Raw genomic sequence first — 23,816 nt, forward strand, 5'->3', positions numbered from 1 at the left:
GTGTGGAGCGTGTCGGGATACACGACAACTTTTTCGAGCTGGGCGGGCATTCGCTGCTGGCGACGCAGTTCATGTCGCGGCTGCGGGACGAGTTTGCAGTCGAAGTGCCCCTGCGCAGCCTGTTTGAAGGCCCGACCGTGGCGGAGCTGGCCAAGGCGGTTGAGCAGGTTCGCAGCAGCGCGCCGGCACAAGCGCCGGCGATCACGCGCGTGGCGCGCGAGACGAGACGGGTGAAACGCTCGAGCCTGAGCGGTGAGGTTGCCAAGTAGAAACAAGACGAACCGCGCCTTTTCTCCCACGAAAATGAAGTCCCGAGGAAAAAAATTTGGGTTTTCGTGGGAGGAGTCACGTAGCGCAGACATTCTGTCTGCCGGCAGCCGAGGCGAAACGTAGCGCAGACATCTTGTCTGCGGGAGGCAGTACAACAGTAGCAAGTTTTTCTCCCACGAAAATGAAGTCCCGCGGAAAAAAATTTGGTTTTCGCGGGAGGAGTCACGTAGCGGAGAGATCCTGTCTGCCGGCAGTGAAAATTTCATCAGTTTGTCAAAAAGGCATTTTGCAGCAAGCGCATGATCCAATCCGATACCCAACAATCGCCACCTGATGACGGTCGCGCGATGATCGACGAGGAAGTTTACGTCTTCCCGGTTTCCTTCGCGCAGCAGCGCATGTGGTTTCTCGACCAGTTCGAGCCCAACAGCGCATTCTACAACATTCCCTCGGCCTTCCGGTTGCAGGGCGAACTTGCCATCGCGGCGCTGGCCGCGGCCATTGCCGAAATCGTACAGCGCCACGAAGCGCTGCGCACCACGTTCGCAACCCGCGACGGTCAGCCGGTGCAGGTGATTCATGCCGCACTGGAGATCCCGCTGCGACAAATCGATCTGCGCCATTTGCCGCCGTCAGCGCGGGAAGCCGAAGCGCAAAAACTGGCCAACGCGGAAGCGCAGCAACCCTTCGATCTGCGCCGCGGCCCGCTGCTGCGCACCACGCTGCTCCGGCTCGCCGAACGGGATTTCATCCTGCTGGTGACCATGCACCACATCGTTTCCGACGGCTGGTCGATGGGCGTGTTCATCCATGAACTGACCACGCTGTATCATGCCTTCACGCGCGGCCTGCCCTCGCCGCTGCCCGAGCTGCCGATTCAATACGCCGATTTCGCCGAATGGCAGCGCCAGTGGCTCACCGGCGAGGTGCTGGAGCGGCAAATTGCCTATTGGAAGAAGCAACTCGGCGGCAGTCTGCCGGTTTTGGAACTGCCCACCGACCGGCCGCGGCCGGCGGTGCAAACCTACCGCGGCGCCAATGAAGCGGTGAAAATTTCCGCGCGCCTGCTGGCCGATCTCAAGGAGCTCAGCCGGCGCGCCGGCACCACTTTGTTCATGACCCTGCTGGCCGCCTTCAAAGTGCTGCTGCACCGCTACACCGGCCTCACGGACATTTGCGTGGGCACGCCGGTGGCCAACCGCAACCGCGCAGAAATCGAAAGCCTGATCGGCGTGTTCATCAACACGCTGGTGCTGCGCAGCGATCTCAGCGGCGATCCCGGCTTTCGCGAGCTGCTGCGCCGCGTGCGCGAAGTGGCCCTCGAGGCCTATGCCCATCAGGATGTGCCGTTCGAGACGCTCATCGAAGTCTTGCAGCCGGAGCGCGACACCAGTCACTCCTCGCTGTTTCAGGTGATGTTCATTCTGCAAAACGCGGCGGTGACGGCGCAGCAACTGCCCGGCTTGACGATCACCCCGGTGGAGGCGGAAACCGGCACTTCGACCTTCGATTTGACCCTGTCACTCGCCGAGGAGGCGGAGGGCATGGAGGTCGCCGCGGAATACAACACCGATTTGTTCGAGGCGGCGACCATTCGGCGATTGCTGGGCAATTATCTCACGCTGCTGGACGGCGTGGTGGCCGATCCCGATCAGCGCCTGTCCCGGCTGCCGCTGCTGTCACCGGCGGAGCGCCGGCAAATTCTGGTCGAGTGGAACGACACGCGCGCCGATTTTCCGGCACATCGCTGCGTGCATCATCTTTTCGAACGGCAGGTGGAGCTGGCGCCGCAGGCGGTGGCCGTGGCCTGCAACGGGCAATACCTCACGTATGATCAGCTCAATCGCCGCGCCAATCAGCTCGCCCATCATCTGCAAAAGCTTGGCGTCGGCCCGGAAGTGCGCGTCGCCATTGCCGCCGAAAAATCACCGGAGATGATTGTTGCGGTGATGGCGGTGATGAAAGCCGGCGGCGCATACGTCCCGCTCGATCCCTCCTATCCGCAGGAACGACTGGCCTACATGCTCGAGGATTCCGGCGCGGCGATTTTGCTGACGCAGCACAGGCTGCTGCCGGATTTGCCGCCGTTTCACGGCCGCGTGTTTTGCCTCGACGCCGACTGGCCGCAACTCGCCGGCGAAAGCGAAAGCAACCCCGTGAGTGCGGTGCGGCCGGAAAATCTCATCTATGCCATCTACACCTCCGGCTCCACCGGCCGGGCGAAGGGCACGCTGCTGGAGCATCGCACGCTGGTGAATCAATATCTCGCGTGGGAAAAATCCTACACCCTGCTCACCGTGGCGCGTTCGCATTTGCAGATGGCGAGCTTCTCGTTCGATGTCTTTTCCGGCGATTTCGTGCGCGCGCTGTGCTCGGGCGGCAAGCTTGTGCTCTGTCCGCGCGAGGTGATGATGGCCCCCGACCAGCTCTACGCGCTGATGCGGCGCGAGCAGGTCAACTGCGCCGAGTTCGTGCCCGCGGTGCTGCGCGGTTTGATCCAGTATCTCGACGAAACCGGCCAGAAGGTCGATTTCATGCGGCTGCTGATCGCCGGCTCGGACACGTGGTACGTGAGCGAATACAAAAAATTCCAGCGCTTTTGCGGACCGGACACGCGGTTGATCAATTCCTTCGGCCTCACCGAGGCCACCATTGACAGCACCTTCTTCGAGACCGGCGGCAAACTCGATCTGCCCGATGAGCGCGTGGTGCCCATCGGCCGGCCGTTCGCGAATTCCAAAATCTACATTCTCGATGCCAATCTCGAACCGGTGCCGATCGGGGTGGCCGGTGAAATCTGCGTGGGCGGCGCAGGGCTGGCGCGCGGCTATCATCACCTGCCGGAGATGACCGCCACCAAATTCGTTCCCGATCCCTTCAGCGGGATTCCCGGCAGCCGCATGTATCGCACCGGCGATCTCGGCCGCTTTTTGCCGGACGGCAACATCGAGTTCATCGGCCGCATCGATCATCAGGCCAAGATTCGCGGCTATCGCATCGAGCTGGGCGAGATTGAAACCGCGCTGGCACAGCATCCCCAGCTCAAGGCGGTGGCGGCGCTGGTGCGCGAGGACAAGCCCGGCGAGAAGCGGCTGGTGGCTTATATCGTTCCTGCGAATGAAACCGTGCCCGGCCGCAGCGAGCTGCGCAAATTCCTGCTGGAAAAAGTGCCGGAATACATGGTGCCCTCGGATTTCGTCACGCTCGCCGCGCTGCCACTGACGCCCAACGGCAAGGTTGACCGCCGCGCGCTGCCGGCGCCCGACCGCACCCTGTGCCAGCCGGAGGAGGATTTCATTGCGCCGCGCACGCCGGTGGAGGAAATACTGGCCGGCATTTGGTCGCAGGTCCTGCGTGTCGGGAAAGTCGGCGCTTTCGACAATTTTTTCGATCTCGGCGGCCATTCGCTGCTGGCCACGCAGGTGGTCTCGCGCGTCCGCGATGTGTTGCGCGTCGAACTGCCGCTGCGCGATATTTTTGAATTCCCCACCCTCGCCGGTTTGGCGGAGAAAATCGAAATCCTCTCGGCGGCGCAGGGCGTGGAAGCCCCGCCGATTCGACCGGTGCCGCGCACGCCGGAGCTGCCGCTCTCCTTTGCGCAGCAACGCCTGTGGTTCCTCGATCAACTCGAGCCCAACAGCCCGTTCTACAACATTCCCGAGGCCGTGCGCCTCACCGGCGGCCTCGAGGCCGCCCTCCTCGAAAAAAGTTTGAATGAAATCGTGCGGCGGCACGAGGTGCTGCGCACCACGTTCGTCACCCTCGACGGCAAGCCCCGGCAGGTGATCGCGCCCGCGCTCACCATTCCCCTGAAGCTGATCGATCTCTCGCCGCTTCCCGCGGCGGAACGCGAAGCCGAGGCACGGCGATTGGCACGGCACGAGGCGCAGCAGCCGTTCGACCTCAGCACCGGCCCGTTGCTGCGCGCCACGTTGTTGCGGCTGCAACCGGACGAGCACGTCATGCTGCTGACGCTGCATCACATCATCTCCGACGACTGGTCCACCAGCGTGCTGATTCAGGAGATGGCGGTGCTGTACGAAGCCTTTTCCAAGGGCAAGCCTTCGCCGCTGCCCGAGCTGCCGGTTCAGTATGCCGATTTCGCGGCCTGGCAGCGGCAATGGCTGCAGGGCGAGGTGCTGGCGGCGCAGCTCGATTATTGGAAACGGCAGCTCCATGGCATTCCCGCCCTGCTGGAGTTGCCCACCGACCGGCCGCGGCCGGCAATGCAGAGTTATCGCGGCGATTATCAAACCTTCTCCCTCTCCGCCGAGCTGTCGGCAAAGATTCGCGCATTGGCACGGCGCGAAGGCGTCACCCATTTCATGACGCTGCTGGCGGCATGGCAGGCGTTGCTGGCGCGCTACTCCGGACAGGATGATATATGCGTCGGCACACCCATCGCCAACCGCAATCGCGCCGAGTTGGAGCCATTGATCGGCTTCTTCGTGAACACGCTGGTGTTGCGCGGCGACCTCTCCGGCGACCCGGGCTTCCGGCTGCTGTTACAGCGCGTGCGCGATGCGGCGCTCGGCGCTTATGCCCATCAGGATGTGCCCTTTGAAAAAATCGTGGACGCGCTGGCGCCCGAACGCGACATGAGCCACGCGCCGCTGTTTCAGGTGATGTTCGCCCTGCAAAACACGCCGCTCGCAGCGCAGGGCATCTCCCCCGGTCTGACCCTGAGCCCGTTCGAGGCGCACAGCGGCACCGCCAAATTCGATCTGACCCTGTTCATGGTCGAGGAGGAGGATCACTTCAGCGGCGCGCTGGAATACAACACCGATCTCTTCGATGCCGCCACCATCAGCCGTTTGCTGGCGCATTTTGAAAGATTGCTGGACGCCGCCACCGCCGAGCCTGACCGGCCGCTTTCCCGGCTGCCATTGCTCACCGCCGGGGAAGCACAAAAGGTGCTGGTGGAATGGAACGGCCGGCGCGATGACCAGCCGCTCGATCGTTGTCTGCATCAACGCTTCGAGCAACAGGCGGCAGAAACGCCGGCAGCGGTGGCGGTGCGGTACAACGGGGAGCTGCTCAGCTATGACGAGCTCAACCGCCGCGCCAACCGCCTCGCCCGCCATTTGCAAAAATGCGGTGTCGGGCCGGAGGTGCTGGTTGGCCTGTGTCTCGAACGCTCGCCGGCCATGCTGGTGGCGCTGCTCGCGGTGATGAAGGCGGGCGGCGCCTATGTGCCGCTCGATCCCGCCTATCCGCGCGAGCGTCTGGCGTTCATGCTGGAGGATTCCCGCGTTGCACTGTTGCTCAGCCAGCGAAAACTTCTGGAGCGGCTGCCTGCTCACGATCTGCCCGTGATCCTGCTGGATGAGGAGGCACAACAATTCGCCGGTGAAGAGGACAGCAATCTGCCGGTCACGATCACGCCGGACAATCTGGTGTATGTGATCTACACTTCCGGTTCCACCGGCCGGCCCAAGGGCACGCTCATCACCCACCGCGGTTTGAACAATTATTTGAACTGGTGCCTCGCAGCGTATCCGTTGTCGCAGGGCAGCGGCGCGCTGGTGCATTCCCCGCTCGCCTTCGATGCCACCGTCACCGGCTTGTTCAGTCCGCTGTTGGTTGGCAAAACCGTGCAGCTTGTGCCCGAGGGTTTGGAGATCGAGGCGTTGAGTCGTGTGCTGGAAACGCAGGGTGGGTTCAGCCTGATCAAAATCACCCCGGCGCATCTCGACGTGCTCGGCCAGCAGCTCGGCGCGGAGAGGGCGGGGAAGGTGACTGCGGCTTTTGTCATCGGCGGTGAAAATCTCACCGCCAAACATATTGCCTTCTGGCGGCGGCATGCCCCGGCCACGCTGTTGTTCAACGAGTACGGCCCCACTGAGACCGTGGTTGGCTGCGTGGTCTATTGCGTGCCGCCGGACTGGCCGGGCAGTGAAGCGGTGCCGATCGGTCGCGCCATTCCCAACACCCGCGTGTATGTGCTCGATTCCCATCTGCAACCGGTGCCCATTGGCGTGCCCGGCGAGTTGTACATCGGTGGCGCGGGCGTGGCGCGCGGCTATCTCAACCGGCCCGATTTGACCGCCGAGCGTTTCGTGCCCGATCCGTTTTGCAGCGAGCCCGGCGCGCGGATGTACAAAACCGGCGATCTCGTGCGCTATCTTGCCAGCGGTGAAATGGAATATCTCGGCCGCCGCGACGATCAGGTCAAGATTCGCGGCTACCGCATCGAGCTGGGCGAAGTGGAGGCCGTACTCGCCAAACATCCCGGTCTGCGCGAAGCCGCGGTGGTGGCGCACACGGGTGCCGGTGGCGAGCGCCGGCTGGTGGCTTACGTTGTGCCGGCCGGCGAGGCCGCACCGACCGCGGCGCAGTTGCGCGAGTTTCTCCGCGCCGAACTGCCGGAGTACATGATCCCGGCAAGTTTCATCACCCTTGCTGCGCTGCCGCTCACGCCCAATGGCAAGGTGGACCGCCGCAGCCTGCCAGCGCCCGGCGAGAACCGGCCGGAGCTGGAGAATGTTTATGTCGCCCCGCGCACGCCCGCGGAACAAACGCTCGCCGCGATCTGGCAGCAGGTGTTGGGCGTCAGCCGCGTCGGCGTGCACGACAATTTCTTCGAGCTGGGCGGCGACTCGATTCTCAGCATTCAAGTCATCGCGCGCGCCAAACAGGCGGGATTGGGCTTGACGCCGCGGCAGCTTTTCGAGCATCCCACCGTGGCGGGGCTGGCGGCGGTGGCCGGCGCGACACGCGCGATGGTCGCGGAGCAGGGTCCCGTCACCGGCCCGGTGCCGCTCACGCCGATCCAGCACTGGTTCTTCGAACAGAATGTGCCCGAGCCGCATCACTGGAATCAATCGGTTTTCTTTGCACTCGCGCAACCGCTCGATCCCAGCCGGCTGCGGCAGGTGGTGAGCGCGCTGTTGCAGCATCACGATGCGCTGCGCTTGCGTTTTCAGCGCAATGAAAGCGGCTGGCAGCAATACCATGCCGGATTCACCGCGGAAGAGCCGGAGTCATTCGTGATGGTGAATCTCGCTGCGCTGCCCGCGGCGGAACAAAGCGCCGCGATCACCGCCGAAGCCGCACGTTTGCAGGCCAGTTTGCATCTCGGCGACGGCCCGTTGCTGCGCGTCGCTTATTTCGATTTGGGTGAAACCCGGCCGGCACGCCTGCTCATCGTTGCCCATCATCTGGTGATGGACGGCGTCTCCTGGCAAATCCTGCTGCAGGATTTTCTGCTGGCCTATCAACAGCTCGGCGCCGGCCAACCGCCGCAGTTGCCGCCCAAAACGACTTCCTATCAGCAATGGGCGCAACGGCTGGTCGAACATGCGCGCTCGGAAACGGTGCGCGACGAGCTGGCGTTCTGGCAAAAGCTGTTGGAAAGCCCCACCGCCGCGTTGCCGCTGGATTTTCCCGCCGGCCGCAATACCGAGGCCTCGGCGGCGGAGGTGACCGTGGCGTTGAGCGAAGAGGAAACCGCAACCTTGCTGCGGGAGGTGCCGGCGGCATATCACACCGAGATCAATGAGGTGTTGCTCACTGCGCTGGCGGCGGCACTGGCGGAATGGACCGGCATGCCGCGCGTGCGTCTCGATCTGGAAGGCCATGGCCGCGAAGATCTTTTCCCCGATCTCGAGGTCAGCCGCACGGTGGGCTGGTTCACCACGATTTATCCCGTGGTGTTGGATCTCACCGCAACAGCCACCACGGTCGAGGCGCTGTCCGCAGTGAGGGATCAGTTGCGTCGCATTCCGCTGCGCGGCTTTCATTACGGCTTGTTGCGTTACTTGTGCGCGGATGACGAGCAGGCCGCCGGCCTGCGGGCACAACCACCGGCGCCGGTGCTGTTCAACTATCTCGGGCAGAGGGATCACGAGGGCGGGGGGCCGGCATGGTTCACGGCCGCGCCGGAAGCGCCGGGCGCGGAGCGCAGCCCTGCCGGTTTGCGCACGCACGTGCTCGAGCTCAACGGCGGCATTCAGGGCGGCCGTTTGGAGATGGAATGGACTTTCAGCACCCATTTGCATCGCCGCGAAACCATCGCGGCGGTGGCGGAAAATTTCAAGGCGAAGCTGCAGGAGATTATCGCCCGCTGCCGTTCCGCCGGTGACCAGACCGCGGCCTTTGCGGATTTCGGCTGGGATCAGCAGGAACTTGCCGGCATTTTGCAGGAGATCGACAAGGCGCTGCCGTGAAGGCGTCGAGTTTTCCTCCCACGAAAATGAAGTCCCACGGAAAAATCTTTTGGATTTCGTGGGAGGAGTTGTGCAGCGCAGACATCCTGTCGGCGGGCAGGCTGGAAGCTCAATGCTGCTAACTTTTCGAAAAGGCAAGCCAATTGCGGGCAAAACAATTCAAAAATAATGACAGGAAAATGAATGGCAAAAAATATGTGGGCGGGTTTTCATCAAAAACACTCTTAGTCGCTTGGTAAGAAACTTGAATATCTTTTTGCCATACATCTTCCTGTCATGACTTTCTTGAAAAAGTTAGTGGCTGAATTTTACATGCTGGCTTGTTGTTGCCCGGGAGAAATGGCGTGTTCCCAAAACTCCGTCAGGAGTGAACTGTTTGTAGACATGGGCATCTGGCTTGTCTTTAAACTCCGTTAGGAGTGACCTGTAGAATTTCTCATGATCTGGCGCGGTTTTTTTGAGGAGAACCAAGCAGGTCACTTCTGACCACGAAAATACCGTAGCGCAGGCATCCAGCCTGCAGGCCGACAAGATCTCTGTGCTACCTGAATCTGGCATGCGGGCTTGCTGTTGCCCGGGAGAAATGGCGTGTTCCCAAAACTCCGTCAGGAGTGAACTGTTTGTAGACATGGGCATCTGGCTTGCCTTTAAACTCCGTTAGGAGTGACCTGTAGAATTTCTCATGATCTGACGCGGCTTTTTAGGAGAATCACGCAGGTCACTCCTGACGGCGTTTTGGGAAATGCGATATGCCGCTTCACTAAAAACAGTTCACTCCTACCGGAGTTGACAGCACGTTCGCCGGCAAAATTTTTATGCACCACCCCTTGGGTGGTTGGGCGTCGCGATCAAAGCGGCGTTGTTCGCGGAGGGGATCAATCCGGGGGCAAAATTCAGGTTAAAAAGTTAGTGACATTGAACATCCTGCGCTGCGGGAGGCAGTGCAGCATTGCTTTCGCTCTTTTCTCGCGAGTTTCATGACGACATTCGACCGGAAAAACCTCGAAGACTTCTACCCGCTCTCGCCGATGCAGCAGGGCATGCTGTTTCACAGTTTGTACGCACCGCATTCCGGCGTGTACGTGGAACAGTTGTGCTGCACGCTGCGCGGCCGCCTGCAGCCCGAGGCGTTTGAGCGCGCCTGGCAGCGCGTCATCGCGCGGCATGCCATCCTGCGCACCAGCTTTCTCAGCGAAAATCTCAAAGAGCCGGTGCAGGTGGTGCATCGCACGCTGCCCCTGCCGCTGCGCCGCGAAGATTGGTCCGCCCTGTCGCCGGTGGAGCAGGAGCAGCGGCTGGAGGATTTGCTGCAACGTGAGCGGTTGCAGGGCTTCGATCTCAGCCGCGGCCCGCTGTTGCGGCTGGTGCTGCTGCGCACCGCGCCCGACACCCACCGCTTCGTGTGGACCTATCATCATCTCCTGCTGGACGGCTGGTCTCTGCCGCTGCTGCTGCAGGAGGTATTGTTGTGCTATGAGGCCTTTGTGCGCGGGCAGGAGCCGCAATTGCCGCGACCGCTGCCGTTCCGCGATTACATCGTCTGGCTGCGGCGGCAGGACATGGCTGCGGCGGAAAATTTCTGGCGCCGGCAGCTCGCCGGCTGGCATGCACCCACGCCGCTGCCGCTGCACCGCCGTCCGTATCACACAAACGGCGCAGAGGCCACTGCTGCCCGGCAACAAGAAATTCGACTGTCACGCGAACTCACCGCCGCACTGCAAACCTTTGCGCGCCGGCAGCAGGTGACCCTCAACACTCTGGTGCAGGGCGCGTGGGCATTGCTGTTGAGTCACTACACCGGCGAGCACGACGTGCTGTTCGGGGCCACGGTCTCCGGCCGGCCCGCCGAGTTGCCGGGCGCGGAGAAGATGATCGGTCTGTTCATCAACACCCTGCCGGTGCGCGTGCAAATCGACCCGCGCCAGTCGTTGCCGGCGTGGTTGCAGGCGCTGCAACGGCAGCAGGCAGAGCTGCGGCAGTACGAGTACAGCCCGCTGGTGCAGATTCAAGGCTGGAGTGCCGTCAGCCGCGGGACGCCGTTGTTTGAACACATTTTTGTCTTCGAAAATTTTCCCGTCGCCGAAGTTGCACCGGCGGCCGGCGGCAACGGCAGTCTGCGCATCGCAGAGGTGCGCACCGCGGAGCAGACAAATTATCCCCTGACCGTGGTTGCCGGCCCCGCCGATGAGCTGCTGTTGCGTCTCGTCTATGACGGCCGGAGCTACGACGCGGCCGCCATTCGCCAATTGCTCGATCACTTCGCCAATCTGCTGCGCGGCTTCGTGGCGCGGCCGGAACAAAAACTGGCGCAGGTGCCGCTCCTGGGCGGGGCTGAACGCCGGCGCCTGCTGGTGGACTGGAACGCGACGCAGGCCGCTTTCCCTGCGCACCTGTGTTTGCACCAACTCTTCGAAGCGCAGGTGCAAAAAACGCCAGACTCGCCGGCGCTGATCATGCAGGGCCGCCGGCTCAGTTATCACGAATTGGATGAGCGCGCCAATCAGCTCGCGCATTTTCTGCAAAAGCTCGGCGTCGGCCCGGAGACCATCGTCGCCATCAGCGTCGAACGCTCGCGGGAAATGGTGATCGGCCTGCTCGGTGTGCTCAAGGCCGGCGGCGCCTATCTGCCGATGGATCCGGTTTATCCCGAAGAACGGCTGGCCTTCATGCTCGCGGATGCCGCGGCGCCGGTGGCGCTCACCCAAAGTCACTTGCGCGAAAAATTCACCGCCCATCGCGGCCAGCTCGTCTGTTTGGACACCGAGTGGGAAACGATTGCCCGCGAGAGCACGCAACGACCGGTGTGTCGCGCCACTGCCGCCAATCTCGCCTACGTCATCTACACCTCCGGGTCCACCGGCCGGCCCAAGGGCGTCATGCTCGAACATCGCGGCGCAGTGAATATGGTGCAGGCGCTGGGCAAGGCCTTCGGCATCGATGCCGACAGTTCCACGTTGCAGTTTGCCTCCTTCAGCTTCGATGCTTCGGTGGAGGAAGTGTTCGTCACGCTGGCGCATGGCGCCTGTTTGCATCTGGTGCCGCAGGAAACCGTGTTTTCGCCACCGGCATTGCTCGAAGTGTTGCGCGCGCAAAAAATTTCCGCCGTCACGCTGCCGCCCTCGCTGCTGGCGATGTTGCCGGAGACGCCGCTGCCGGCGCTGCGGTCGCTGGTCTCGGCGGGGGAAAGCTGTCCGCGGGAAATTGCCGTGCGCTGGGCCGCGGGCCGGCGTTTTATCAATGGTTATGGGCCCACGGAATGCACGGTGTGTGCCACCACTTTTCGTGTCGAGCAAATCCCCACCACGACCACCGTACCGATTGGCCGGCCGATCGACAATGTGGAAATTTATGTGCTCGATCACCTGCTGCGACCGGTGCCGGTGGGTGTCGAAGGGGAAATCTACATCGGCGGCGTGGGCGTCAGCCGCGGCTATCTCAACCGCCCGGATTTGACCGCGGAAAAATTCCTCCCCGATCCCTTCAGCAACCGGCCGGGCGCGCGACTTTACAAAAGCGGCGATCTTGCGCGTTATTTGCCGGACGGCAATCTCGAATTCCTCGGCCGCCTCGACCAGCAGGTGAAGCTGCGCGGTTTTCGCATCGAGCTCGGTGAAATCGAAACGCGGCTGCGGGAGCATCCGGCGGTGCGTGCTGCCGCGGTGGTTGTGCACGGCGACTCGCCGAAGGAACAGCAACTGGTGGCTTATGTCGTGCTGGATCCGCCAACGGCTGCCGACGCTGCGCAGGGAACTCCCGCGCCGCCGGGCGAGGGTGCACCGGCGACGCATGCCGTGCTGCCGGAGCTGCGCGCCTTTCTGCAGCAGCGATTGCCGGCACACATGGTGCCTTCGTTCTTTGTGCCGCTCGCTGCCATGCCACTCACGCCCAACGGCAAGGTGGATCGCCGCGCCCTGCCGGCACCCGCCGCGGCACACGAGAGCAGCTATGTTGCGCCCCGCACGCCCGAGGAGGAAATTCTCGCCGGCATTTGGGCGCAGGTGTTGAACGTGCCGCGCGTCGGCGTGCATGACAATTTCTTCGAGCTCGGCGGCCATTCGCTGCTGGTGACGCAACTGCTCTCGCGCGTGCGCGAAGCACTGCAGGTGGAGTTGCCGCTGCGCAGCCTGTTCGATGCGCCGACGATTGCCGGGCTGGCGCAACAGCTTCAGCAGGCGCGCTTGACCGCTCAGGGGCTGCAAGCGCCGCCGCTCACGCCGGTGTCGCGGGAAGGTGATCTGCCGCTGTCTTTTGCGCAGCAGCGCCTCTGGTTTCTCGACCAGCTGGAACCGAACAATCCGTTCTACAACATTCCTTCGGCGGTTCGACTGGAGGGGGCGCTGGATCCGGCCATTTTGGAAAAATGCCTCACTGCCATCATTGCACGTCACGAAATTCTGCGCACCCGCATCGTCACCGAGGAGGGCCGGCCGCGTCAGGTCATCACGCCCGCGCTGCAGTGGTCCCTGCCGGTGATCGATCTGAGCGGGCTGCCTGCCACCGAACGCGAGGCCGAAGTGATGCGGCTGGCGCGTGCCGAGGCACAACAGCCTTTCGCTTTGGCGGAGGGCCCGCTTTTCCGCGTGAAGCTCATCCGTCTCGCACAGGAGGATCATGTCGCGCTCTTCACCATGCACCATATCATTTCCGACGGCTGGTCGATGGGCGTGCTGCTGCGGGAGGTCGCGCTGCTCTATGATGCTTTCCGCAACGATCGACCGTCGCCGTTGCCGCCGCTGCCGGTGCAATATGCCGATTTTGCCGCATGGCAGCGCCAATGGCTGCAGGGTGAAATTTTGGAGCGGCAGTTGGCCTATTGGAAGCAGCAGCTCGCCGGCTGCCCGCCGCTGTTGGAATTGCCCACCGACCGGCCGCGGCCGGCAGTGCACAGCTTCCGCGGCGCGCAATTGAACTTCATGCTGCCGGCGGACCTGACCGGGCGGGTGAAGGAGTTGAGCCGGCAAATGGGAACCACACTGTTCATGACGCTGCTGGCCGCTTTTCAAGTTTTGCTCGCGCGTTACAGCAATCAAAAGGACATCTGCGTCGGCACGCCCATCGCCAACCGCAACCGCGCCGAGCTGGAAGGGTTGATCGGCTTTTTCGCCAACACCATCGTCCTGCGCACGCAACTGGCGGACAATCCCTCCGTGCGCGAGCTGCTGCGCCGCGTTCGCGAGACCGCGCTGGCGGCCTATGCGCATCAAGATGTGCCGTTCGAGATGCTGGTCGAGGCGCTCGCGCCGGAGCGCGATCTCAGCCACACCCCGCTGTTTCAAACCATGTTCGTTTTTCAGCAGCAGGCAGTGGCCGGCCGGCAGGTGCCCGGCCTGCGCATGAGCCCGCTGGAGGTGCACAGCGGCACCGCCAAATTCGACCTGTCGCTGGAAATGACGGAAACCAGCGAGGGGCTCGCGGCGACTTTCGAATACAACACCGATCTCTTCGACGCCGCCACCATCGCGCGCCTCGCCCGTCACCTCGAAAGATTGCTGCAGGGCATGGCCGGCGATCCCGACCGCCGCGTCGCTCATTTGCCGCTGCTCATCCCGGAAGAGCAGCAACAAATCGTCAACGACTGGAATGCCACCGCGGTGACGTGGCCGCCGGCGCAAAACATTCAGCAACTGTTCGAGCAGCAGGCGGCGAAAACGCCGGAAGCGGTGGCGGTGCAGTTCGAAGACGAACGCTGCAGCTATGGCGAGCTCAATCGGTGCGCCAATCAACTCGCGCATTATCTCCGCAGCCTGGGCGTCGGGCCGGAAGTGTTGGTGGCCGTCAGTTTGCCGCGCAGTCTGGAAATGGTGATCGCGCTGCTGGCGGTGTTGAAGGCGGGCGGTGCCTACCTCCCGCTCGATCCGGCTTATCCGCGCGAACGTCTGGCCTTCATGCTGCAGGATGCACAACCGCGCGTCGTGCTCACCACTTCCGGGTTGCGGCCGATGCTGCCCGGCGATGGTCTCACCGTCGTCGAGCTCGATTGCGTCCGGCCGCTGCTGGCGCGCCATGCCGCCGACAATCCCGGCGTCACGGTGTTGCCGCAGCATCCGGCGTACATGATCTACACCTCCGGCTCCACCGGCGTGCCCAAAGGCGCCATCATCGAGCAGCGCGGTTTGATCAATTTGGTGCGGGCACAAATCGGGGAGTTTGCCATTCGGCCGGAAAGCCGGGTGTTGCAATTTGCGCCGTTCAGCTTCGATGCCTCGGTTTCGGAAATTTTCACGGCCCTGATCAGCGGCGCGACGCTTTGTTTGATCAAGCCGGAGACCCTGCTCGCGCCCGACACGTTGCTCGCCGCGCTGCGCGCGCAGGCGATCTCGGTGGTCACGCTGCCGCCCTCGCTGCTGGCGGTGCTGCCGGCGGAGGCGCTGCCGGCACTGCACACGCTGGTTTCCGCCGGTGAAAACTGCAGCCGTGAGATTGCGGCACGCTGGGCACCGGGGCGGCGCTTCATCAATGCTTATGGCCCAACCGAGAACACGGTGTGCGCCTCGTGCCATCGGGTGGAGAAGTTGCCGGAGCAGGCCGGCATTCCCATTGGCCGGCCGATCGCCAACGTGCAGCTTTACATTTTGGATGAACATCTGCAACCGGTGCCGGTCGGCGTGGCGGGCGAGTTGTACATCGGTGGCGTCAGCCTCGCGCGCGGCTATCACCGCCGGCCGGATTTGACCGCGGAGAAATTCATTCCCAACCCCTTCAGCACTGAACCCGGCAGCCGGCTCTACCGCAGCGGCGATTGGGCGCGCTGGCTGCCGGATGGCACCATTGAATTTCTCGGCCGCCTCGATCAGCAGGTCAAAGTGCGCGGTTTTCGTATCGAGCTGGGCGAGATTGAGACGGTGCTGGCACAACACCCGGGGCTGCGCGAAGTGGCGGTGGTGGCGCGCGAGGCCCGGGCGGGCGAACGGCAGTTGGTGGCGTATGTGGCGCCGCGCGCAGAGTCTGCGCCGGCCAGCGCAGAGCTGCGCGAATTTCTCGGCAGTCGGCTGCCGGAGTACATGATCCCGGCTCTCTTCGTCACCCTGCCCTCGTTGCCGGTGACGCCCAGTGGCAAGATCGACCGCCGCGCCTTGCCGGCACCGTCATTCGAACGGGACGAGTCGAACGCAGGCTATGTCGCCCCCCGCACTGCCAGCGAGGAAAAATTGGTGGAGATCTGGGAGTCATTGCTCGGGGTCAAACCCATCGGTGTGCACGACAACTTCTTCGAGCTGGGTGGCGATTCGATTGTGAGCATTCAAATGATCGCACGCGCCAGCCAGGCCGGCATCCAGCTCACGCCGAAGTTGTTGTTCCAGCATCCAACCATTGCCGGCCTCGCGGCAGTGGCCGGCACGAGCACAACTGCGGTTGCCGAGCAGGGACTGGTTACCGGCCCGGTGCCGCTCACGCCGATTCAGCACTGGTTCTTCAGCCGGCATGACACGGCGTTGCATCACTGGAACACTTCGATCATGCTGGCCATGGCGCAGCCGCTCGATCCCGCGATGCTCGCGCAAACCGTGCAGCTTCTGCTGACACATCACGATGCCCTGCGCCTGCGGTTCCAGCGCACGGCCGCGGGCTGGCGGCAATATCTCGCCGGCCTCGAAGGCGAAACGCCGTTCGTGCATGTCGACCTTTCCCAAACACCGGCACGCCGCCGCAAGGAAGCGATCGAAAGCACGGCGGCGCAGATGCAAACCAGCTTGAACCTGGCGGAGGGGCCGCTGCTGCGCGTGTGCTACATGGATTTGGGACCGAAGCAGAGCCACCGCCTGCTGCTCATTCTGCATCACCTCGTGGTGGACGGCGTGTCGCTGCGGCTGTTCCTGGAGGATTTGCTGCGGGTCTATCGCCAACTCCAAGCCGGTCAGCCGGTGAGCCTGCCGCCCAAAACCACTTCGTTTCAGGCGTGGGCGCGCGCGCTGGTGCAGTATGCACAATCCACCGAATTGAAGCAGGAGCTGGCCCACTGGCGGGAAGTGGCGGCACAGCAGATGCCGGCCTTGCCCGTGGATTTTCCGGGTGGCAGCAACACCTATGGCGACAGCGATCACGTGACGGTTTCCCTGAATGCCAGGGAAACCCGGAAGCTTCTGCAACATCTGCCGGCGGCACACGGCACCCAAATTAACGACGTGTTGCTGGCGGCGCTGGTGTCGGCATTTGCGCCATGGACCGGCCGGCGCCAGCTCATGATCGACATGGAAGGCCACGGCCGTGAAGATATTTTGCCGGGTCTCGACGTCTCACGCACCCTCGGCTGGTTTACCAGCCAATATCCGGTGTGGCTCGATCTGGAGCAGGCACGCGAGCCGCGGGTAATGCTGGAAGCAGTCAAAACGCAATTGCGCGCCATTCCCCACCACGGCATAGGTTTTGGCCTGCTGCGTCATCTCTGCGCCGATCGCGAGGCCACGGCACCGCTGCGTGCGCTGCCCGCCGCGCCGGTGAATTTCAACTATCTCGGCCAGTTCGATCAATTCGATCCCGCCGCCGGCGAGGCCCTGCCGTTCGCGGTCGCGCCGGAATCCGCCGGCCCCGAACAGCATCCCGAAGGCCGGCGCAGTGCGGTGATTTATGTCATTGGCATCATCACCGGCGGTGAGTTGGGTGTGCGCTTCAGTTACAGCCGTCGTCTGCACCAACGCCGCACCATCGAGCAGTTGGCGAAAAATTATCTGCACGAGCTGCGCCGCCTGCTGACGGTTTGAGAATGGGACACGGCCGCAGGTGCAGCAGGAGAAGGATGGTTACAGAAGATTTCGCGGTTCAACTTTGGTTGTCGCGAAAACGTCGTAGCGCAGGCATTCTGCCTGCCTGATCAGCAGACAAGTTTGTCTGTGTCATGGTCCGATGCCACGTTGCTTGATTACAGCGAAAGGTGGATTTTGTGGATGCTTTGATTGGAATCACCCGTGAAGATTGGTTGCGGTTGTTGCGGGAGAACAACTTTGCCATCGCGCCGCAATATTGGAACCGTGCGCTGGCGGTGACGATGATGAGCCTGGCCAATACACGCGATCAGCGTCGCGAAGAGCAGGAGTACGGTGCCGAGGTCAAACGGGCGGAAATCAAACCGCCGCTGTTCATTCTCGGCCATTGGCGCAGCGGCACGACACTGCTGCATGAACTGCTCGCGCTGGACGAACAGTTTGCCTATGCCAACCTGTTTCAGGTGTCGCATCCGCACACCTTTCTCTGTCGCGAGGCGATCATCGAAAAAGCGCTGGCGCAGGCCGATACCGAGCAGCGGCCGATGGATGCCATGCGCGTCGGTTTTCGCAGTCCGGGTGAGGATGAATCGGCGCTTGCGGTCGCCAGCTTGCGCTCGCCCATGCTGGCGTGGTCGTTCCCGCGCAATGAAGCCTATTATGATCGCTTCCTGACCTTTCGCGAGGCGTCAGACGATGACCTCGCCAGATGGAAGGCTGCTTTTATGAAGTTTTTAATGAAGCTCTCCTGGCGCTATGGCAGCCGGCCGCTGGTCTTGAAATCGCCGCCTCACACGGCCCGTCTCAAGCTGCTGCTGGAAATGTTTCCCGAGGCGCGCTTCGTGCACATCCATCGCGATCCCTTTGTCGTGTTTCAGTCGACCCGCGCGCTGTATGACAAGGCGGCGGCGGCCTCGCATTTGCAACGGCCCGATCCGACGCGCATCGATGCCGGGATTCTGCGACGCTATGCCGCCATGTACGAGGCCTTTTTCGAGGAGCGCGACCTGATTCCCGCCGGCCGCTTTTGTGAAATCGCTTTTGCGGAGTTGGAGCGCGATCCACTCGGACAGGTCCAGCAGATTTATGCGCAGTTGCGGTTGCCCGGCTTCGACGCAGTGGCGCCCAAAATGCAGGCTTATGTGCAAGCACGGCGCGATTATCGCAAGAACAAACATGTTCCCCTGGCCGAACCACTGCGCCAGCGAATCGTTGAGGCCTGGTGGCGAAGCTTCGCCACCTGGGGCTATGCCACTGACGGGGTGCCGGCCAACTCGCTTCGCATCAATGACGACGGCAGCAAACGCACCAACATGATGAAGACATGAGCGATCACACCTGCATTTCAACAACGCCGGTGCCTCCGGTTGTAGAGGCCGAGGTGGGCAAACCCGCCCGGCTGTGGAGCAAGAATTATTTGCTGCTGTGGCAGGGGCAATTTGTCAGCCGCCTGGGCAATCAGGCCTTCAACGTCGCGCTGCTCTTTTGGCTGAAGCACACCACCGGTTCGGCGACACTCATGGGCTTCATCTCGATGGTGTCGAGCATTCCGGCGCTGCTGTTGATCTCGGTTGGCGGCGCCATCGCCGACCGTTACTCGCGCCGCAACATCATCATTCTGTGTGATCTGTTTGCCGGACTTGCCGTCTTGTCGCTGGCCTTCCTGCTTCTCCTGGCACCCGGCGCCACCGGGCTGGCGATTGTTTGGCTGTTTGTCGTCTCGATTGTACTGGCGGTCATTTCATCGTTCTTTGCCCCGGCGATTTCCGCCGCCATTCCAGATCTGGTGCCCAGGGAACGGCTGGCGGCGGCAAACTCGATGGGCCAGTTCTCAGAGCAATTCACCCTTTTCATCGGGCAGGGATTGGGGGGAACGCTTTACCGGCTGCTGGGCGCGCCGATCCTGTTCTTGATCGATGGCCTGACCTTTTTGTTTTCGGCGGTGAGTGAGACCTTCATCACAATTCCGCAACCGGTGCGCAAACCCAGCAGCAACTGGCGGCAGCGTCTGCGCGAATTTCGCCATGACCTCGCCGAGGGCTTTCAGTATGTCTGGCACACTGCCGGTCTGAAGGGGCTGGTCATGGTCTCGGCGGTGAACAACTTCTTTTCGGTGCCCATTCTGCTGTTGCTGCCGTTTTATGTCGAGGATTTTCTCCAGGTCAAAGTTGATTGGTATGGCTTTTTGCTGGCTGCCTTCGGCATGGGCTCGCTGCTGGGATCGGGGATCGCCGGGATGTGCCGGCCCTCGGGCTGGACGCGGGCCCGCTTGATGATGCTGGTGATGCTCCTGGACGCCCTGTTTTACGGCCTGCTGGCGGTGGTTCGTCTGCCGCTGGCGGCATTGGCGCTGGCCTTTCTCAGCGGTGCGGCCGGCGGCTTTTTTGCGATCAATACCACGACCCTCATTCAAATGACAACGCCGAGCCAAATTCGGGGTCGCATCTTCGGATTGCTCGGCACCATCGCCGGCAGCATTACGCCGCTGGCTTTGGGCCTTTCCGGGGTGGTTGCGGATTTGACCGGAAAGAACATTCCGTTGATTTATTTGACCTGCAGTGGTGCGCTGCTGGTCCTGGCACTGGTTGTCATCTCCCGCCGCGAGATACGGGAATTCCTGGCCTGTGAACTGGCTGCCGAAGGCACGCCGGCGCCGGCGGAAGCACGGTCGCCAGTTTGACTGCACCATGCCGGCTGCCGTGGTGGCTGGCGGCGCTGCGAAATATTGCAGACAAGACAACGGCAAACCTCATCACACTCATTATTTTCAAGGAGAGCAAAATGGTCCGCGATGAAAACGAAGACAGCACGATCTACAAAGTCGTCGTCAATCATGAAGAGCAATACTCGATCTGGCCGGCGGATCGCGAAAACGCACTCGGCTGGCGCGATGTCGGCAAGACCGGCACCAAGGCGGAATGTCTGGCCTACATCAAAGAAGTGTGGACGGACATGCGGCCGTTGAGCCTGCGGAAAAAAATGGAAGAAGCAGCGCAACAGCCGCAGAACCAATGAGCACAACGGGGGACTCGACAGTGCCGGGGCTGACGAAGTCATGATGTTCCTCCTGCTTTGTCTGGTCCCCGCCCCTTCGTCTCCGGGCATGACCGCCTCGCCCTGCAACGCCGGACTGTTTTCTTTCGCACAGGCAACCGCCCGCCAAGGATAGTGTGGGTCCGGTGTTGCAGTGCTGTTCTCTGGACGCGGCTCCGGGGCGGGCGGGGAGACCGCACAGCACTTGTTTGCGCCATGCCGGGGAAGATGCGAAATGGCATCATCGCGAGCAGGACAGCCAGGTCGTTGATTCCCTGCGAAGGGAGCGCGCTCCCGGCGCGGGGGAAAGCTTGTTGTACTACAGGTGAGAAAAATGCACCCGCCGGAGACGAAAAGGCTGCACCCTCTGCTGGAAGGGTTCTACCGCCTCTACCAGCGCCACGACGGGGTGAAGACATTATTGGATGAGGCGGCAAAATTGGCGGTCGAATTTTTCCAGGTACAGCAATGTGCCATTGCCTGGCTGGCAGAGGGCAAGCCCGGTTTCAGCGTTCTGGTGAGTAGCGGCGCAAAGCCGACGGATGATTTCGTCAATCATGTCGGGCAAGCGATCGCCGCACACCGCCGACAGCATCCTGCCGCAGAACGGGGCAGCGCGCATGTGCTCCCTGTCGCTGCTGCCGGCACTCCCGATCCCCGGGAGTTTGTCCTGCCGGTGCAGGTCAGCCATCGTATCGCCGGCTATCTTTACGCGCGCCAGAGCAAGCTGATGGCCGACGAGGCCCTGCTCGCGCTGCTGGCACGGCATATTGGCGCTGCCGTTGAAACGCAGAGGATGCGCGAGCTGCTGGCTTCGCGTTATGCTGCTCCGGCGGGCGCATCGAACCGGGGTGAAGCCGCGGCACCCTCGGTGCTGGGAACGCCCATTTTGGCCGCCGTCGAAACTCCCGGGAAAGTTGCGAACATCGTTGCCCGGGCTTTTTACAAAGAATTGCGCAAGGCCGGTTTTGAGACGAAGCAGATTTTGATGGTCGCCACGGCGCTGATCGAAAATTTGACCGAGGCCCTGCGCCGGGCCAGCACCAAAAAGCAGGCGTGAGCCATGTGTGTTCCGGCACAACCAGCTGGAGATCGGCTCGAATGTATGCGCAAGAACGAACAAAAGATGTTTATGAGACGATCGCCGGATATCCCCAACCGCCTCTCATTCCCCTGCCGCCCTGCGAAGACTGGGAATCATTGCAGGCGATGGGCCTGAAATTGGGAGGCGTGTCGTGCGGGATCGTGAAGGCGGCCATGAGCCTGACGGGCTTTCGTGCTTTTCATCGGCAGCTTCCCCGGCAGCTCGAAGCGATTCTGCGCCGCAGCGAATTGCGGGGTGCCTATCTTTTTGCGCCGGTGATTTCTGCCACCCTGGCGTTGCAGGATGATCCACGGAATCCCGATGCCCTGACGCGCGCCGCGACCCTGTTGTTCGCGGCCCGCGCACTGTATGATGACATCGTCTCCGCCCGTCTGGAACCCGATCGTCTCGGTGACCAGGTGCTCGAAATGGGACAATATCCCAATCTCTTCGCCACCAGCATGATCATCGAAGACAAACGCGCGCGCCTTTTCAAAAGCACGAACGTGACGACCATTACCGTGGCCGTCGCCGGCCGCCTGTACTCATTGCGCGTCGGGAACTTGGGAACGGAGACCACGATGGCACAACTGCTGACCGCCCTGGAGCAGTTGGCGGCCACCGCCCGCCGTCAGCGGCGCAGAAACGACGAGCCTGCTCCCGGTGTGCTGTCTGCTGCCGACCACCCCACTCAGATCAAAGCCTTCTCGCAGCTGCAACAGATCCGGGTCAACGCCGAATCGCTGGCCGCGCTGCGTCACAGTTTTTTGACCTTGTGCCTCGATTTGGAGAGTGCGCCGGGCTCACTTGCGGAAGCCGCCCTCCTGGCGCACAGCACCAATTTCGTCAACCGGTGGCATCATGCCAGCATGCAGCTCGTGGTTTTCGGCAATGGCAAGGCTTGTGTGATTTGTCATTTCAGTGCCTATCTCGATGGCAACACGATGGCGCGCGCGGCGGCGGAGCTGCAGCAACGCGCCGCAGCCTGGCCCCTGCCGCAGAACACACGGCAGGAGGCGGGCAGCCTCGCCCCCGCGACGGAGCTGCAGTGGCGTATTGCCCCGGAATGGCTGCGACGGGGAAGTGCGGATTTGCGCACGGTGCTCGACAACCAGCAGGCCACGTTTGAAATCCCCGGCTGGGGCAGGGAGTTTTTTCTGGCGCATGATGTGGAGGCGGTGCCGGCGTTCATTCTGGCATTGCAAATGGCGGCCAGGCGACTGACTGGAAAAATCGTGCGCATCACGCAGTTTGTCAGCCTGTCCCGCTATCGCTGCATGGATTTGGCCACCCCGGTCGTCACGACACCGGAGGTGATCCGCTTCGTCGAAGCCATGGACAGCGAAGCAATGGCGGCAGACCGTGCCATGACGCTGCTGCATGAAGCCATTCATTCCCAGAAAGAGGTTTGTCGAAAAGCACGACACGCTCTGCCGTTTGACGACCTGCTGGCGCTGTTTCTCCGCTCGCGCAAAGGCGTGCAAAAATGGTATGTGCTGCTGGTGGCCGCCCTTGCGGTCAAAATCCTGCGGCTGTTGGGTTGCTATCGCCCGTTGCCGCGCGAAGTGCTGGTCTCGCATCCGGAGATTTATCCGACCGTGCCCGTGTTTGGCCGTCCCGGGGTGCGGTTGCCCTATGTGAAGTATTTCGGGCTGCATTATCAAATCATGGATGAAAAGATCGTCATCACCGTGATGCCGGCGGTGGGGTGGACGATTCCGAATGCGGAGCTGGTTGCAGAAGTCCGTGAAAGTTTGCAACGCATTCAAAACCTGATTGTGCATGCTGGCAGGAAATCCTAGTGCAAGCTGGGTGGTGCGGCCCCGGCCCAATCCCCGCGCGGCGTTGCGTTTGTTTTGCTTCCCTTACGCCGGGGCCGGCAGCATCATTTTTCGATCGTGGCCGGAACAGCTTCCCGTCTCCGTGGAAACCTGTCTGGTGGAATTGCCCGGACGCGGTTCGCGCTTGCGCGAACCGCTCTTCACCCGGCTGCTGCCCATGATCGATGCCGCGTTGCCGGCTTTGCTGCCCTACCTGGACCGGCCGTTCGCCTTCTTCGGGCACAGCATGGGTGCCTTGTTGAGTTTCGAGCTCACACGGCGGTTGCGCCGACAAGCTGATCGCCTGCCGTCGCATCTTTTTGTCTCGGGGCGTGCCGCGCCGCACCTCCCGGATGCCATGCCCGCCCTGCACAAGCTGCCCGAGGCGGAGTTTATCGCCGAATTGCGCCGTCTCAACGGCACGCCCGGGGAGGTGCTGGAGCACGCCGAGCTGATGCAGCTTTTGATGCCGATCCTGCGCGCCGACTTCGCCGTCTGCGAAACTTATGTCTGTGAACCGGGTCCTCCGCTCGCCTGTCCGATCACGGTTTTCGGCGGCGCGGAGGATCCCCATGTCACGCGCGCCACGCTGGAACCCTGGCGCGAGCACACGAGTGCCGGTTTCGCTTTGCATATCCTGCCCGGCGATCATTTCTTCTTGCAATCCGCTGCGCCCATGCTGCTGCAGATTATGCGGGAAGAGCTGCTGCGCCTGACGGGACAAGCACCGGGGAGATGAGGG

Annotated in this window: 9 protein-coding genes; all 9 read left to right on the forward strand. The window is 62.3% G+C overall.

Annotation, left to right across the window (positions count from 1 at the left end; genetic code table 11):
- Nucleotides 1-269: phosphopantetheine-binding protein (locus ONB52_21175; protein ID MDZ7418645.1), on the forward strand; the 269-nt coding region annotated here is incomplete at its 5' end.
- Between the two features lie 300 nt (nucleotides 270-569).
- Complete coding sequence (locus ONB52_21180; GenBank protein ID MDZ7418646.1) at nucleotides 570-8,438, forward strand: amino acid adenylation domain-containing protein; 7,869 nt, start codon at nucleotides 570-572, stop codon at nucleotides 8,436-8,438.
- 977 nt (nucleotides 8,439-9,415) lie between these two features.
- A complete protein-coding gene (locus tag ONB52_21185) occupies nucleotides 9,416-17,137 on the forward strand; it encodes an amino acid adenylation domain-containing protein (protein MDZ7418647.1) in 7,722 nt (2,573 codons plus the stop codon).
- Between the two features lie 179 nt (nucleotides 17,138-17,316).
- Nucleotides 17,317-18,465: a sulfotransferase gene (locus ONB52_21190; protein ID MDZ7418648.1), complete on the forward strand. Its 1,149-nt coding sequence runs from the start codon at nucleotides 17,317-17,319 to the stop codon at nucleotides 18,463-18,465.
- On the forward strand, nucleotides 18,462-19,817 hold the full coding sequence (locus ONB52_21195; protein ID MDZ7418649.1) for an MFS transporter: 1,356 nt from the start codon (nucleotides 18,462-18,464) through the stop codon (nucleotides 19,815-19,817). The genes ONB52_21190 and ONB52_21195 overlap by 4 nt, the downstream gene beginning before the upstream one ends.
- 101 nt (nucleotides 19,818-19,918) lie before the next feature.
- Nucleotides 19,919-20,152: an MbtH family protein gene (locus tag ONB52_21200; GenBank protein MDZ7418650.1), complete on the forward strand. Its 234-nt coding sequence runs from the start codon at nucleotides 19,919-19,921 to the stop codon at nucleotides 20,150-20,152.
- A gap of 352 nt (nucleotides 20,153-20,504) precedes the next feature.
- Nucleotides 20,505-21,230 (forward strand): GAF domain-containing protein, encoded by a 726-nt coding sequence (locus ONB52_21205; GenBank protein MDZ7418651.1) that lies wholly within the window; start codon nucleotides 20,505-20,507, stop codon nucleotides 21,228-21,230.
- Nucleotides 21,231-21,271: 41 nt separating this feature from the next.
- Complete coding sequence (locus tag ONB52_21210; GenBank protein MDZ7418652.1) at nucleotides 21,272-23,056, forward strand: choline/carnitine O-acyltransferase; 1,785 nt, start codon at nucleotides 21,272-21,274, stop codon at nucleotides 23,054-23,056.
- On the forward strand, nucleotides 23,037-23,813 hold the full coding sequence (locus tag ONB52_21215) for a thioesterase domain-containing protein (protein MDZ7418653.1): 777 nt from the start codon (nucleotides 23,037-23,039) through the stop codon (nucleotides 23,811-23,813). The genes ONB52_21210 and ONB52_21215 overlap by 20 nt, the downstream gene beginning before the upstream one ends.
- Nucleotides 23,814-23,816 lie beyond the last annotated feature (3 nt).

The sequence above is a fragment of the candidate division KSB1 bacterium genome, assembly GCA_034506255.1.
GTDB lineage: Bacteria > Zhuqueibacterota > Zhuqueibacteria > Zhuqueibacterales > Zhuqueibacteraceae > Coneutiohabitans > Coneutiohabitans thermophilus.